General features: G+C 74.3%; 16 protein-coding genes and 1 riboswitch. Of the genes, 15 read left to right on the top strand and 1 reads right to left on the bottom strand.

Annotated elements, in window-relative coordinates; translation table 11 throughout:
* Window positions 1–26: 26 nt before the first annotated feature.
* The 9 genes from rpe to CGE01nite_RS00525 all read left to right on the top strand — a co-directional run bounded on the left by rpe (window position 27) and on the right by CGE01nite_RS00525 (window position 6,794).
* On the top strand, window positions 27–689 hold the full coding sequence (gene rpe, locus CGE01nite_RS00565) for a ribulose-phosphate 3-epimerase (RefSeq protein WP_082156096.1): 663 nt from the start codon (window positions 27–29) through the stop codon (window positions 687–689).
* A gap of 76 nt (window positions 690–765) precedes the next feature.
* Window positions 766–909, top strand: a riboswitch (FMN riboswitch).
* Window positions 910–1,018: 109 nt separating this feature from the next.
* Complete coding sequence (gene ribD, locus CGE01nite_RS00560) at window positions 1,019–2,044, top strand: bifunctional diaminohydroxyphosphoribosylaminopyrimidine deaminase/5-amino-6-(5-phosphoribosylamino)uracil reductase RibD (protein WP_141368523.1); 1,026 nt, start codon at window positions 1,019–1,021, stop codon at window positions 2,042–2,044.
* A complete protein-coding gene (locus CGE01nite_RS00555; protein ID WP_141368353.1) occupies window positions 2,045–2,644 on the top strand; it encodes a riboflavin synthase in 600 nt (199 codons plus the stop codon).
* Entirely contained in the window at window positions 2,641–4,017 is a 1,377-nt protein-coding gene (ribB, locus tag CGE01nite_RS00550; protein ID WP_218022581.1) for a 3,4-dihydroxy-2-butanone-4-phosphate synthase, read from the top strand. Before CGE01nite_RS00555 ends, ribB begins: the two co-directional genes overlap by 4 nt.
* Complete coding sequence (gene ribH / locus CGE01nite_RS00545) at window positions 4,014–4,487, top strand: 6,7-dimethyl-8-ribityllumazine synthase (RefSeq protein ID WP_141368351.1); 474 nt, start codon at window positions 4,014–4,016, stop codon at window positions 4,485–4,487. The genes ribB and ribH overlap by 4 nt, the downstream gene beginning before the upstream one ends.
* On the top strand, window positions 4,484–5,239 hold the full coding sequence (gene pnuC, locus CGE01nite_RS00540; protein WP_048341201.1) for a nicotinamide riboside transporter PnuC: 756 nt from the start codon (window positions 4,484–4,486) through the stop codon (window positions 5,237–5,239). Before ribH ends, pnuC begins: the two co-directional genes overlap by 4 nt.
* The gene (locus tag CGE01nite_RS00535; protein WP_048341200.1) at window positions 5,226–5,489 is read left to right on the top strand and encodes a phosphoribosyl-ATP diphosphatase; all 264 of its coding nucleotides are present in this window, start codon (window positions 5,226–5,228) and stop codon (window positions 5,487–5,489) included. Before pnuC ends, CGE01nite_RS00535 begins: the two co-directional genes overlap by 14 nt.
* 19 nt (window positions 5,490–5,508) lie before the next feature.
* Window positions 5,509–6,357, top strand: a complete 849-nt coding sequence (gene hisG, locus CGE01nite_RS00530; protein ID WP_048341199.1) for an ATP phosphoribosyltransferase — start codon at window positions 5,509–5,511, stop codon at window positions 6,355–6,357.
* Between the two features lie 2 nt (window positions 6,358–6,359).
* Complete coding sequence (locus CGE01nite_RS00525) at window positions 6,360–6,794, top strand: PH domain-containing protein (protein ID WP_229747524.1); 435 nt, start codon at window positions 6,360–6,362, stop codon at window positions 6,792–6,794.
* Window positions 6,795–6,822: 28 nt separating this feature from the next.
* Here the strand turns inward: CGE01nite_RS00525 and CGE01nite_RS00520 are convergent, their stop codons facing one another.
* Window positions 6,823–7,959, bottom strand: a complete 1,137-nt coding sequence (locus CGE01nite_RS00520; protein WP_141368349.1) for a DUF3866 family protein — start codon at window positions 7,957–7,959, stop codon at window positions 6,823–6,825.
* 33 nt (window positions 7,960–7,992) lie between these two features.
* On the opposite strand from CGE01nite_RS00520, the gene CGE01nite_RS00515 reads away from it, so the two are divergent.
* The 6 genes from CGE01nite_RS00515 (at window position 7,993) to CGE01nite_RS00490 (ending at window position 12,534) form a co-directional block, all read left to right on the top strand.
* The gene (locus CGE01nite_RS00515; RefSeq protein WP_048341206.1) at window positions 7,993–9,048 is read left to right on the top strand and encodes a helix-turn-helix transcriptional regulator; all 1,056 of its coding nucleotides are present in this window, start codon (window positions 7,993–7,995) and stop codon (window positions 9,046–9,048) included.
* Window positions 9,041–10,045 (top strand): helix-turn-helix transcriptional regulator, encoded by a 1,005-nt coding sequence (locus CGE01nite_RS00510; RefSeq protein WP_048341196.1) that lies wholly within the window; start codon window positions 9,041–9,043, stop codon window positions 10,043–10,045. The genes CGE01nite_RS00515 and CGE01nite_RS00510 overlap by 8 nt, the downstream gene beginning before the upstream one ends.
* A 1-nt stretch (window position 10,046) precedes the next feature.
* On the top strand, window positions 10,047–10,373 hold the full coding sequence (locus CGE01nite_RS00505; RefSeq protein ID WP_141368347.1) for a hypothetical protein: 327 nt from the start codon (window positions 10,047–10,049) through the stop codon (window positions 10,371–10,373).
* A gap of 91 nt (window positions 10,374–10,464) precedes the next feature.
* A complete protein-coding gene (tatA, locus tag CGE01nite_RS00500) occupies window positions 10,465–10,779 on the top strand; it encodes a Sec-independent protein translocase subunit TatA (protein WP_141368345.1) in 315 nt (104 codons plus the stop codon).
* 46 nt (window positions 10,780–10,825) lie between these two features.
* Window positions 10,826–11,620 carry a twin-arginine translocase subunit TatC gene (gene tatC, locus CGE01nite_RS00495; protein ID WP_048341879.1) on the top strand — a complete coding sequence of 265 codons (795 nt, stop codon included), beginning with the start codon at window positions 10,826–10,828 and terminating at the stop codon, window positions 11,618–11,620.
* Window positions 11,617–12,534, top strand: a complete 918-nt coding sequence (locus CGE01nite_RS00490; protein ID WP_141368343.1) for a diacylglycerol/lipid kinase family protein — start codon at window positions 11,617–11,619, stop codon at window positions 12,532–12,534. The genes tatC and CGE01nite_RS00490 overlap by 4 nt, the downstream gene beginning before the upstream one ends.
* The last annotated feature ends 22 nt before the right edge of the window (window positions 12,535–12,556 follow it).

Here is a 12,556-nt window from a genome sequence, read left to right as displayed (position 1 = left end):
GCGGGGCGCCTCGATAGGCTGACGACGTGCCCGTCAAGATCGCGCCCAGCATCCTGTCCGCCGACTTCATGAACCTCGAGCGCGAGCTCGCGCGCATCGCGACCGCGGACCTGGTGCACGTGGACGTCATGGACAACCACTTCGTGCCGAACCTCACGCTCGGGCTCCCGGTCGTCAGGCGGATCGTCGAGGTGTCGCCGGTCCCGGTGGACGTGCACCTCATGATCGAGGACGCCGACCGGTGGGCGCCCGAGTTCGCCCGCGCGGGGGTCGCCTCGGTGACGTTCCACGCCGAGGCGACGCAGGCCCCCGTCCGTCTCGCGCGCGAGCTGCGCAGCCTCGGCGCGCGCGCCGGCGTGGCGCTGCGACCGGCCTCACCGGTCGAGCCGTTCTTCGACCTCCTGCCCGAGCTCGACATGGTGCTCGTGATGACGGTCGAGCCCGGGTTCGGCGGTCAGTCGTTCATCGAGGGCACGCTGCCGAAGGTCCGCCGGACGCGCGATGCGATCACCGCGGCCGGCACGGACACGTGGTTGCAGGTCGACGGCGGAGTGTCGCGCGAGACGATCGCGCGCATCGCGCAGGCGGGCGCTGACGTGTTCGTCGCGGGTTCCGCGGTCTACGGCGCCGACGACGTCGCCGCCGAGATCGCCGAGCTGCGCAGCCGGGCGTCCACGATCTGGGCGTGAGGCCCGACCTCCGGACGGGCGTCCAGCCGGATGTGGCATCATCCGAGCAGGACGCGACGCATGTCGTGTCCGCAGTACACGTGCTCCGGGGTCGGTGAAAGTCCGAGCCGGCGGTGACAGTCCGCGACCCGCGCGGGAGACGAGCGATCGTCGACCGAGCGGTTGACCTGGTGGAACTCCAGGACCGACGGTGAAAGTCCGGATGGGAGGAAGTACGTGGCGGCGCGCATGGTGCGTGTCGTTGTCGCGTGGTGCCTCCCACGCGTCCCCCGGAGCCCGTCGTGGCCCGGGAGGTGGACGTGACCAGCACAGCCGACGAGCGTGCGGCGATGGTGCGTGCGTTCGACCTGGCCCGGCGTGGGCCGGAGCACGACCCGAACCCGCGCGTCGGGTGCGTGCTCCTGCGCCCGTCGGAGGGCACAGGTCGGTCGACGACGATCGGCGAGGGCTGGCACCGGGGCGCCGGGACGCCGCACGCCGAGGTCGCGGCCCTCGCGGACGCCGCCGACCGCGGCGAGGACCCCCGCGGCGCGACCGCGGTGGTGACCCTCGAGCCCTGCTCGCACACCGGACGCACCGGCCCGTGCACGCAGGCGCTGCTCGAGGCGGGGATCGCGCGCGTCGTCGTCGCCGTCCAGGACCCCAACCCCGTGGCGGCGGGCGGTGCCGAGGTGCTGCGCGCGGCCGGTGTGTCGGTCACCACCGACGTGCTGGCCGAGCAGGGCCGCGAGCTGCTCGGGTCCTGGCTGCCGCGCGTGGGGCGCGACCGCCCGTTCGTGACGCTCAAGACCGCCGCGACGCTCGACGGCCGCGTCGCGGCGTCCGACGGGTCCAGCCGGTGGATCACGTCGCCCGTCGCGCGCCGGCACGCGCACGAGCTGCGCGCCCAGGTCGATGCGATCGTCGTCGGCACGGGTACCGCGCTGCGCGACGACCCGTCGCTGACGGCCCGTACCGCGGACGGGACTCTCGCCGGCACGCAGCCGCGACGCGTCGTCGTCGGCTACCGCGAGCTCGCGTCCGGCGCGCGCCTGCGTGGCCCCGGCGGCGAGCTCGTCCAGGTGCGGACGCACGACCCCGCCGAGGTCCTGCGCGTGCTGGCCTCGCTCGACGGTGCGCCCGTGCACCGTGTGCTCGTCGAGGGCGGCCCGACGCTCGCCGCGGCGTTCCTGCGCGCGGGTCTCGTCGACGAGGTGCACGCCTACGTCGCGCCCGTCCTGCTCGGTGCCGGTCCCGCGGCGATCGCCGACCTCGGCATCACGTCCATCTCCGCAGCCGTGCGGCTCGAGCCGGTCAGCGTGCTGCCGCTCGGGCCGGACGTGCTCGTCGTCGCCACACCCGTCCGGGAGGTCTGAATGTTCACCGGGATCGTCGAGGAGCTCGGCACCGTCGTCGCGATCGAGGACCGAGGGTCCGACGCGCGGCTGCGCGTGCACGGTGCGCTCGTCACGTCCGACGCGCACCTGGGCGACTCGATCGCCGTCGACGGCGTGTGCCTGACGGTGAGCGAGCTGCCCGGCGACGGGACGTTCGCCGCCGACGTCATGCCCGAGTCGCTGCGTCGCACCGCGCTGGGCGGGCTCGTCCCGGGCGCCCGGGTCAACCTCGAGCGCGCGCTGGCCGTGGGGGGCCGGTACGGCGGGCACGTCGTGCAGGGGCACGTGGACGGCGTCGGCACGATCCTGCGCCGCGACCCGGGGGAGCGGTGGGACGAGGTCGAGATCGCCGTGCCGCCTCCGCTCGCGCGGTACGTCGCGGAGAAGGGCTCGATCGCGGTCTCCGGTGTCTCGCTGACCGTGACGCACGTGGGTGACGAGTCGTTCGGCGTCTCGTTGATCCCGACGACGCTCGAGCACACCACGCTCGGCGGTCTCGTCGTCGGCTCGCCCGTGAACCTGGAGGTGGACGTGCTAGCGAAGTACGCGGAGCGGCTCCTGACGGCGGTGGCCCGGTGACGGCCACCGAGGAGGTCGTGACGGGGACGGTCGAGCAGGCGCTCCAGGCCCTGCGCGACGGCCGTCCGGTGCTCGTCGCGGACTCGCCCGACCGCGAGAACGAGGCGGACGTGATCCTCGCGGCGCAGTCGGCGACGCCCGAATGGGTCGCCTGGACCATCCGGCACTCGTCGGGCTACCTGTGCGCGCCCATGCCTGCCGCGCGAGCCGACGCGCTCGACCTGCCGCTCATGGTCCCGCACAGCCAGGACCCGCGCCGCACCGCGTACACGGTCACGGTGGACGCCGCGACGGGCGTGACCACCGGGATCTCGGCGGCCGACCGCGCGCGGACGCTGCGCGTGCTCGCGGACCCGGCGAGCGGCCCGGTCGACCTCATCCGGCCCGGCCACGTGCTGCCGCTGCGCGCGGTGCCGGGCGGCGTCCTGCACCGCGCGGGCCACACGGAGGCCGCCGTGGACCTGTGCCGGCTGGCCGGGCTGGCCCCGGTCGGCGCGATCGCCGAGCTCGTGAACGACGACGGCACGATGGTCCGGCTGCCGGAGGCCTCACGACTCGCGCAGGACGAGGGCCTGGTCCTCCTGACGATCGCCGACCTGGTCGCGTGGCGTCGCCGGCACGACGACGCGGTCGAGGCACCCGCACCCGGTGATGGCCGCCCGCGCGTGCACGCCACGCACACCGCCTACCTGCCCACGCGGCACGGGGACTTCCGCATCCACGGCTTCCGCGACCTGCGCACGGGCGACGAGCAAGTGGCGCTCGTCCCGACGAGGGGCCTGGCCGCGACGCCCGTGGTCCGGGTGCACAGCGAGTGCCTGACGGGCGACGCGTTCGGCTCGGCGCGCTGCGACTGCGGGCCCCAGCTCGACGCCGCGCTCGAGCTCGCCGCCGAGCAGGGCGGCGCGGTCGTGTACCTGCGGGGTCACGAGGGCCGGGGGATCGGGCTGCTCGCCAAGGTCGCGGCGTACGCGCTGCAGGACGAGGGGCGCGACACGGTCGAGGCGAACCTGGATCTCGGCTGGCCTGCCGACCGCCGCGAGTACGGCAGCGCGGCCGCGATCCTGCACGCGCTCGGCGTCGAACGCGTCCAGCTCCTGACCAACAACCCGGCCAAGGTGGCCGGGCTGCGCGCGCACGGCATCGAGGTCGTCGAGGTGCGCGGGCTCGAGGTGGGCCGCACGCCGCAGAACGAGGCGTACCTGCGCACCAAGGCGACGTCGATGGGGCACGTGCTCCACTTCGACGGCGCCGCCGGCGAGCGGGCCGCGGTCCGCGAGCCGATCCCTGTCTCCCCGGTCCACGCCGCACCCGCCACGCCGGGTGCCGACCGCACGGACCACACCTACGCACCCTTGGAGGACCTCGCATGAGCGGCGCCGGAGCACCCACCCTGACCGTCGACGGCACCGGCCTGCGTGTCGTCGTCGTCGCCGCCTCGTGGCACACCGTCGTCATGGACGGATTGCTGGACGGAGCGCGCCGCGCCCTGGCCGAGGCGCACGTCGAGGACGTGACGGTGGTCCGCGTGCCCGGCACGTTCGAGCTCCCGGTCGCCGCGGGCGTCGCGGCGCGTGGCGGTGCGGACGCCGTGGTCGCGCTCGGGGTCGTGATCCGCGGCGGCACGCCGCACTTCGAGTACGTGTGCGCGGGCGCGACGAACGGCCTGACGGACGTCGCCGTGAGCACGGGCGTGCCGGTCGGGTTCGGCGTGCTCACGTGCGACGACGAGCAGCAGGCGCTCGACCGCGCCGGCCTGCCCGGATCGGTCGAGGACAAGGGGTACGAGGCCGCGCAGGCGGCGGTCGCGACGGTCGGTGCGCTGCGTGGCCTGACCCGGTGAACGGACCGCTCGGGTGGCTGTTCGACGCCACCGTCACCATCGCGCACCACGACATCCTGTGGCGCGAGATCGTCGGCAACCTGTTCGGGCTCGCGTCGGCCGTGGGCGGGCTGCGGCGCAGGGTGTGGGCGTGGCCCGTAGGCATCGTCGGCAACGTGCTGCTGTTCACGGTGTTCCTCGGCGCGGTCTTCGACACGCCGCAGCACCGTGACCTGTACGGGCAGGCGGGCCGCCAGGTGTTCTTCGTCGTCGTGTCGGTGTACGGCTGGGTGCGGTGGCGGCAGACCCGCCGCGACGCGCAGGCCGCAGGGGTGCCGGACGCTCCCGCGGTCGAGCCGCGCTGGGCCGGTCGAGCCGGCTGGGCGCTGCTGGCGCCCGCGGCCGTGCTGGGGACCGTCGCCTTCGCGTGGGTCTTCCGTGAGCTCGGTTCGTGGGGGCCGTGGGCCGACGCGTGGATCTTCACGGGCTCGCTGCTCGCGACCTACGGCATGGCACGCGGGTGGATCGAGTTCTGGCTCATCTGGATCGCCGTGGACCTCGTGGGCGTGCCCCTGCTGCTCTCGGCGGGCTACTACCCGTCGGCCGCGCTGTACCTCGTGTACGGCGGCGTCGTCGTCTACGGGTTCGTCGTCTGGTGGCGTGCGCAACGCCTCTCCTCGGCCGAGCCGGTGCAAGCTCGCGTCCCAGTCGCCGAGCCCGCGACGAGCGCAGTGCGCGCAACGTCTACCCTTGGCCGACGTGAAGACGTTTGAGGCGCTGTTCGCGGAGCTGTCCGAGAAGGCGGTGACCAGGCCCGAGGGCTCGGGCACCGTCGCCGAGCTGGACGCCGGCGTTCATGCGATCGGCAAGAAGATCGTCGAGGAGGCCGCCGAGGTCTGGATGGCCGCCGAGCACGAGGGCCACGAGCGGACGGCCGAGGAGATCTCGCAGCTGCTCTACCACCTGCAGGTGCTCATGCTGGCGCGCGGGCTCACGCTCGACGACGTCTACGCCCACCTCTGAGTCGTCCGAAGGAACTCCTGTGCTGCGCATCGCCGTCCCCAACAAGGGCTCGCTGTCCGAGCCCGCCGTCGAGATGCTCCGTGAGGCCGGCTACCGCCAGCGGCGCGACTCGCGCGAGCTCGTGCTGCCCGACCCGGACAACGACGTCGAGTTCTTCTTCCTGCGGCCCCGCGACATCGCGGTGTACGTCGGGGCGGGCACGGTCGACGTCGGCATCACCGGGCGGGACCTGCTGCTCGACTCGGAGTCGCCCGCGGTCGAGCACCTGCCGCTCGGCTTCGCGCGGTCGACGTTCCGGTTCGCCACCACGGCGGGCACGCTGAGCGACATCTCGCAGATCGCCGGCCTGCGGGTCGCGACCTCGTACCCGGTCCTGGTGCGCGCGACGCTCGCCGAACGGGGCATCGAGCCGAGCGCGGTCGTGCGCCTCGACGGCGCGGTCGAGAGCGCGATCCGGCTCGGCGTCGCCGACGTGGTCGCCGACGTCGTCGAGACCGGCTCGACGCTGCGTGCCGCCGGTCTGGACGTGTTCGGCGAGGCGCTGCTGCGCTCCGAGGCGGTGCTCGCGCGTCGCTCGGACGTCGAGGCCCCCGCGGGCCTGGACGTCCTGACCCGGCGCCTGCAGGGCGTGCTCACCGCGCGGCAGTTCGTGCTCATGGACTACGACTGCCCGCTGGACCTCGTCGACCAGGCCGTCGCGATCACGCCCGGGCTCGAGTCGCCGACCGTCTCGCCGCTGCACAACCGCGAGTGGGCCGCGGTCCGCGCGATGGTCCGCCGCGACCAGACCAACCGGGTGATGGACCAGCTCTACGACCTGGGTGCCCGCGCGATCCTCGTGACGTCGATCCACGCGTGCCGGCTGTAGCCGTGTCCGCGACGGCCGACCTGGCCCCGTTCCGGCCCCGGCTGGCGCGGATCGCCTCGCTGACGCTCGCGGGCGTCGTCGTGCTCGCGACCGTGCTCCTGGTCGTCCTGATGCCGTTGTCCTCCCTGGACGTCGCGGGGTTCGCGCTGCTCGCGCTCGGCATCGTCTGGTTCTGCTGGCGTCAGGCCTCGGTGGCCGCGGTCCCGGACGACGAGGGCCTCACCGTCCGCAACCTCATGGTCACGACGCGCCTGACGTGGGCGCAGGTCGTCACCGTGCGGTTCGGCGACCGTCCGTGGGTCCAGCTCGACCTCGCGGACGGCGACACGCTCGCGGTCATGGGGATCCAGCGCGCCGACGGCGAGCACGCGCTCGCCGAGGCTCGCCGGCTCTCGACGTTGGTCGCGGCGCGGAGCCGCACGACGCGCGACGACTGACGGCGCCCACCCGCGCGGGCCAGCCCGGTCAGAGCAACGACGCCGCGTGCACGCCCGCCACGGCGGCGGCGAGGAAGGCCGACGGGTCCTGGTCGAGCCCTCGTCCCATCGTCGAGAGCCGAACGGGCGACGTCGTGAGCGCCCGCCGCACGTCGGAGCCCGCCGCGACCTCGACGAGCCGGTGGCGTCCGGTCGGCTCGACGAGCGCTGCGGCCTGCTCCTTCACGCGGGCGCCGAGCGGTCCCAGGATCGGGTCGGCGGGGTCGAACACGGGGACGACGACGTCGGCCGGGGCGAGTGCGACCTTGCCGTAGGCCGTCGTCGAGTGGTGCGAGATCCCGACGTGCCGCTCCCGCGGGTCGGCACCCGAGACGCGCAGCGAGGCGATCGGCCGCCCGCGCAGGATCGAGGTGGCGTTGATCGCCTCGCCCGCGGCCACGCCCGAGAAGCCCCACCGCGTGCCCGTGCCGAGGTTGCCCGGCCCCTGGACGACGACCGCCAGGTCTGCGTGCGCGACGTGCCGCGCCGCGAGGAGCGCGGTGTGGACGGAGACCGCCTCGAGGTCGCCGCCGAAGGCCTGACCTGCGGTGATGCACGTGGAGATCCAGCCCGCGTCGCGCAGCCCTGCCACTGCCCGCGAGAACCACGCGGGCAGGGCGCCGCCGTCGGTCATGACGTACGCGACGTCGGGCGCCGGGCGTCCCGCCCGCTCGGCCTCGAGCCGGGCGCCTGCGACGATCGCGGGGAGCGCGGAGTGCAGGTCGGCGACGACGACCGGGAGCCCCTCGAGGTCGTCGGCGTCGCGCATCGTGTCGTGGTGCTCCGACTCCTGGTCGTCGACGCCCAGCACCATCGCCTGCAGCGGCGTGTAGCGCGCCTTGACGAGGTGCCCGGGCGACGGCGGCGGGTCCACGGGCTGACCGTCCGCGGGTGCGATGACCAGCGCGTACCCGCCCGTGCCGAGCCCGCGAGCCAGCGCCGAGACGTTGATCCAGACCCGACGACCGCGATCGAGGTGCCCGACCAGCGCCGGGTACGCGAGCGCCTTGACCTTCGCCGGGAGGGTCGGGTCCGCCCACGGCTGGTCGAGAGCGACGGTCAGCTCCACGGCCCCCCGCCACGACGTCCCGACCTGTTCGACGACACCTGCACGCCACGTGATCACGTCTCCACGCTACCGGCCACTACGGTGGACCCGATGGCCACCTCGATCGACCCCGCCGAGCGCCTGCTCAACCTCCTCATCGCCCTCGTGAACACCCACGGGCGGATGACGAAGGAGCAGGTGCGCGCGTCCGTAGCCGGATACGCCGACGCCCCGAGCGACGAGGCGTTCGAGAGGATGTTCGAGCGCGACAAGGACACCTTGCGCGACCTGGGCATCCCGCTCGTGACGGTCACGGACGCGGGGCACGGCGACGACATCGGCTACCGCATCGACCTCGACGCGTACGCGTTGCCCGCGATCGACCTCACCGCGGCCGAGCTGGGCGTGCTGACGCTCGCCGCCCAGACGTGGCAGGACCGCACGATGCGGGGCGACACGGCGCGCGCGCTGACCAAGCTGCGTGCGGTGGGTCAGGGACCGGGCGCGACCGACCTGGTGGCTGGCCTCGCGCCGCGGGTGCGGTCGGGCGGTGCGGTGTTCGCTCCGCTGCTCGACGCCGCGCAGGCGCGTCAGGTCGTGCGCCTGACGTACCGCGCGGCCAGCACGGGCGAGGTGCGTGAGCGTCGCGTCGAGCCGTGGCAGCTGATCGCTCGACGTGGTGGCTGGGTCCTGCTCGGCTGGGACCGGGACCGCGGCGCGACCCGGTCGTTCCGGCTGAGCCGCATCGAGGGCTCCATCCGGGCCGTGGGGGAGCCGGGCGCGTTCGACGCGCCCTCACCCGAGCAGGTCGAGCAGGCCATGGCGGCGTGGCGCGAGGGCCCGGCGCGCGTCGCGACTCTCGCGGTCCTGCCGGAGCGTGCCGAGGCGACCCGGGTCCGCGCGATCGAGACGCCGCCCGACGCGCCCGACTGGTCGCAGGACCCGGTCGTGGGCCCGTTGGTCGTGGGGCGAGACGTCGTGCACGTCGCCTTCCGCAACGCGTGGGAGCTCGCGGAGGAGCTGGTCGGCTACGGCGACGCGGTACTGGTCCTGGACCCGCCCGACGTGCGCGAGCACGCGCTGCAGCTGCTCGAGCGCGCGGCCGCGCTCGCGCCGGCGCCTCGGGTGGACGACGACGTCGCGGTGCTGGAGGTGGAGCGTGGCTGAGCGCGCGAGTGACCGTGTGGTGCGCCTGCTCGGACTGGTCGCGTTCCTCGACCGGCACGAGGGCGCTTCGGTCGAGGAGCTCGCCCGCCAGTTCGGCGTGACCAGCGAGCAGGTGATGGCCGACATCGACACGCTGTGGGTCAGCGGGACGCCCGGCTACCTGCCGTACGACTTGATCGACTTCGACTTCTCGTCGTACGAGCGCGGGGTCGTGCGGCTCACCGAGTCGCGCAACATGACCCGGCCGCTACGGCTCAGCGCACGCGAGGGCGTCGCACTCGTCGCGTCGTTGCGCGCGCTCGACGCGGGCCTGAGCGGTGCGCTGGACGACGAGCGCGCGCAGGTGGTCCGCTCCGCGCTCGCCAAGCTGACCGCCGCCGTGGGGGACGCCGCCGGCACCGTGGACGTGTCGCTCACACTGGCGGCCGCACCCGAGGTGGCCGCAGCGCTCGCGACCTCGCTGCGCGAGGGCCGCAGGCTGCACCTGCGCTACGTCAACGCGGCCGACGTGTCCTCGGAGCGTGACGTCGACCCGATCCGCCTCGTGACGGACACCGACCGCTCCTACCTGCTGGGCTGGTGCCACGCCGTCGAGGGCGAGCGACTGTTCCGCGTGGACCGCATCCTCGCCGCGCACGTGCTCGACGAGCCGGCCGAGCACCACCCGCTGGCGCCCGGTGGCGGGGAGTTCGAGCCGGGCGACGACGGTGCGCTCGTCACGGTCCACCTGGCCAGCCAGGGCCGGTGGATCGCCGAGTCGACCCCGGTCCAGGAGGTCCGCAACCTCGACGACGGCTCGTTCGAGGTCGACCTGCGCGTGGTGAGCCCGGCGTGGCTGCGCCACCTCGTCCTGCAGGCGGCCAACGAGATCCTGGACGTGCGCCCGGCGTCGGTCGCGGCCGAGGTCGCGAGCACGGCGCGTGCCGCGCTGGCGGCGTACGGCCCGCTGGCGGACCCGGCGCGCGTCCGTCCGTACGACGAGCACGCGGGGGCCTGACGTGTGGTTCGCGGTGTGGTCGCTGCTCGTCGTCGGCACGCTGGTCGGGGCGTTCTTCCTCGGTCGACGCCTGTGGCGCTCGGTCGTCGAGCTCGGACGTGAGCTCGCGCGCGCGGGCGAGGCGGCGGGCGCGCTCGCCGCGCGCGCGGAGGAGCTCGCCGAGATCGCCGCACGGGAGCGCTCGGACACCTCCGCGACGCTGCTCGCGGACCGTGACGAGCTGCGCGAGGTGGTGCTCCGCCTGCGTGCGGCTCGGCGTGCTCGTCGCGACCTGCGCGCCGAGCGCCACGCCGACGTCGCTCGCGGCTGGCGGGCGTACTGGACCTGAGCAGCGCGCGCGTCGCGGTCGGCGGCGTGCACGAGGCACGCCCCTGGGCGGTTAGGATCGGGCGACTTGCGAACCGTCTAGAGGGGCTCACATGGGTAGGAACCTGCAGGGTTGGCACATCGTCGTCCTGGTCGTGGTGATCCTCCTGTTGTTCGGTGCCAAGCGACTGCCCGACCTGGCCAAGAGCGTGGGTCAGTCGATGCGCATCTTCAAGCGGGAGGTCAAGGACCTCACGTCCGACGACGCGCCGCCCACGGCGCCGCCCGCCGCCACGCCCGCCGCCCCCGTTCCGCCCGCCTCGCCGTCGACCGCTCCCGCCGCGCCCCCCGCCTCGCCGCAGCCCGAGCCTCCGGCGACGCCGCCGGTGGACCGGTCGAGCGAGAGCGACCAGAGCGCCACCTCCTGAGGCACCCGTGGCCACCGATCGCCGGGGGTCCGCCCCTGGCGGACGGATGCCCCTGCGGGCGCACCTGCTCGAGCTGCGCCGCCGCCTCTTCTTCGCAGCGTTGGGGCTCGTGGTCGGCGCCGTCGCAGGCTGGTTCCTCTACGTCCCCGTGTTCGACCTGCTCCAGCAGCCCCTCAGGGACGTCGCCGAGGACCGCGACACGATCGTCGCCCTGAACTTCGCGGGTGTCGCGACGTCGTTCGACATGAAGATCAAGGTCTCGCTCTTCCTGGGCGTCTTCGTCTCGAGCCCGTGGTGGATCTACCAGCTCTGGGCGTTCGTGACGCCGGGCCTGACGAAGAAGGAACGGCACTACGCGGTCGGGTTCCTGGCCGCCGCCGTGCCGCTGTTCCTCGCCGGCGCGGCACTGGCGTTCTGGGCCCTGCCCAACGCGGTCCGGCTGCTCACCGAGTTCACGCCCGAGGACGCGACCAACCTCATCGACGCGCAGACGTACCTCAGCTTCGTCATGCGGCTGCTGCTCGCGTTCGGCCTGGCGTTCCTGCTCCCCGTCCTCATGGTCGCGCTGAACTTCGCGGGGATCGGCCGGGCCGAGACGTGGCGACGTGCCTGGCGCTGGGCCGTGCTGGTCGCTTTCACCTTCTCGGCGATCATGACGCCGACACCCGATGCGTTGACGATGATCGCGGTCGCGCTGCCGATCTGCGGCCTGTACTTCGTCGCGCTCGGCGTGTGCGCGCTGCACGACCGGCGCGTCGACAGGCGCCGTCGCGCCGAGGGTCTGCCAGGGCTGGACGGGACCATGCCGCCCCCGCCGCCCGAGCAGGAGCAGCCCGCATGACGGCGCGCGTCGGGCTCGTCGTGAACCCGACCGCGGGCAAGGGGCGCGGCTCGGCCGCGGGGCGGGAGGCGCACGCCCGCCTGAGCGCGCTGGGACTGGCCGTCGAGGACCTCTCCGGGCCCTCGCTCGTGCAGGCCACGGACCGCGCTCGCGCCGGGGCGCTGCGCGGGCTCGACGCGCTCGTCGTGGTCGGCGGGGACGGCATGGTGCACCTCGGCGCCAACGTCGTCGCCGGGACCGACGTGCCGCTCGGCATCGTCGCGGCCGGCACGGGCAACGACATCGCCCGGACGCTCGAGCTGCCGCGCGGCGACGTCGGCGCGTCGGTGCGGGCCATCCAGCACGGGCTCGCCGCGGGAGCGCGCCGCGTCGACGCGGTCCGGGTCGGTCCGCCCGGCACCCGTCAGCAGGAGTGGTTCGTCGGGGTGCTCTCGTGCGGCATCGACGCCGCCGTGAACGCACGCGCCAACGGCTACAGGTGGCCCAAGGGCTCGGCACGGTACGTCCGCGCCCTCGCGGGTGAGCTGGGGCGCTTCCGGCCCTTCGGCTACCGCGTGACCTACGACGGTCAGGTCTGGGAGTCCGCCGGCACGGTCGTGGCGGTCGCGAACACGCGCTGGTTCGGCGGCGGCGTGAAGATCGCGCCCGACGCCGCGATCGACGACGGGCTCCTGGACGTCGTCGTCGCCGGGCCGTTCACCAAGCCCGGCGTGGTGACGATCTTCCCGGGGCTCTACCAGGGCAAGCACGTGCACGACCCGCGGGTGCAGGTGCTGCGCGCGCGCCAGGTCCTCGTGGAGGCCGTGCCCGCACTCGGCGCGGTGCCGCCGCCCGCGTTCGCCGACGGTGAGCGGATCGGGCCGCTCCCGCTGCAGCTCGCGGTCGTGCCCGGCGCGCTGTCCGTCCTGACCTGACGGGCGTGCCTAGGGTGGGCAG

The organism is Cellulomonas gelida (assembly GCF_006538725.1).
GTDB classification, from domain to species: Bacteria; Actinomycetota; Actinomycetes; order Actinomycetales; family Cellulomonadaceae; genus Cellulomonas; species Cellulomonas gelida.
Note: the sequence above shows the minus strand (reverse complement) of the source record. Positions and strands in the feature narration are given on the sequence as shown.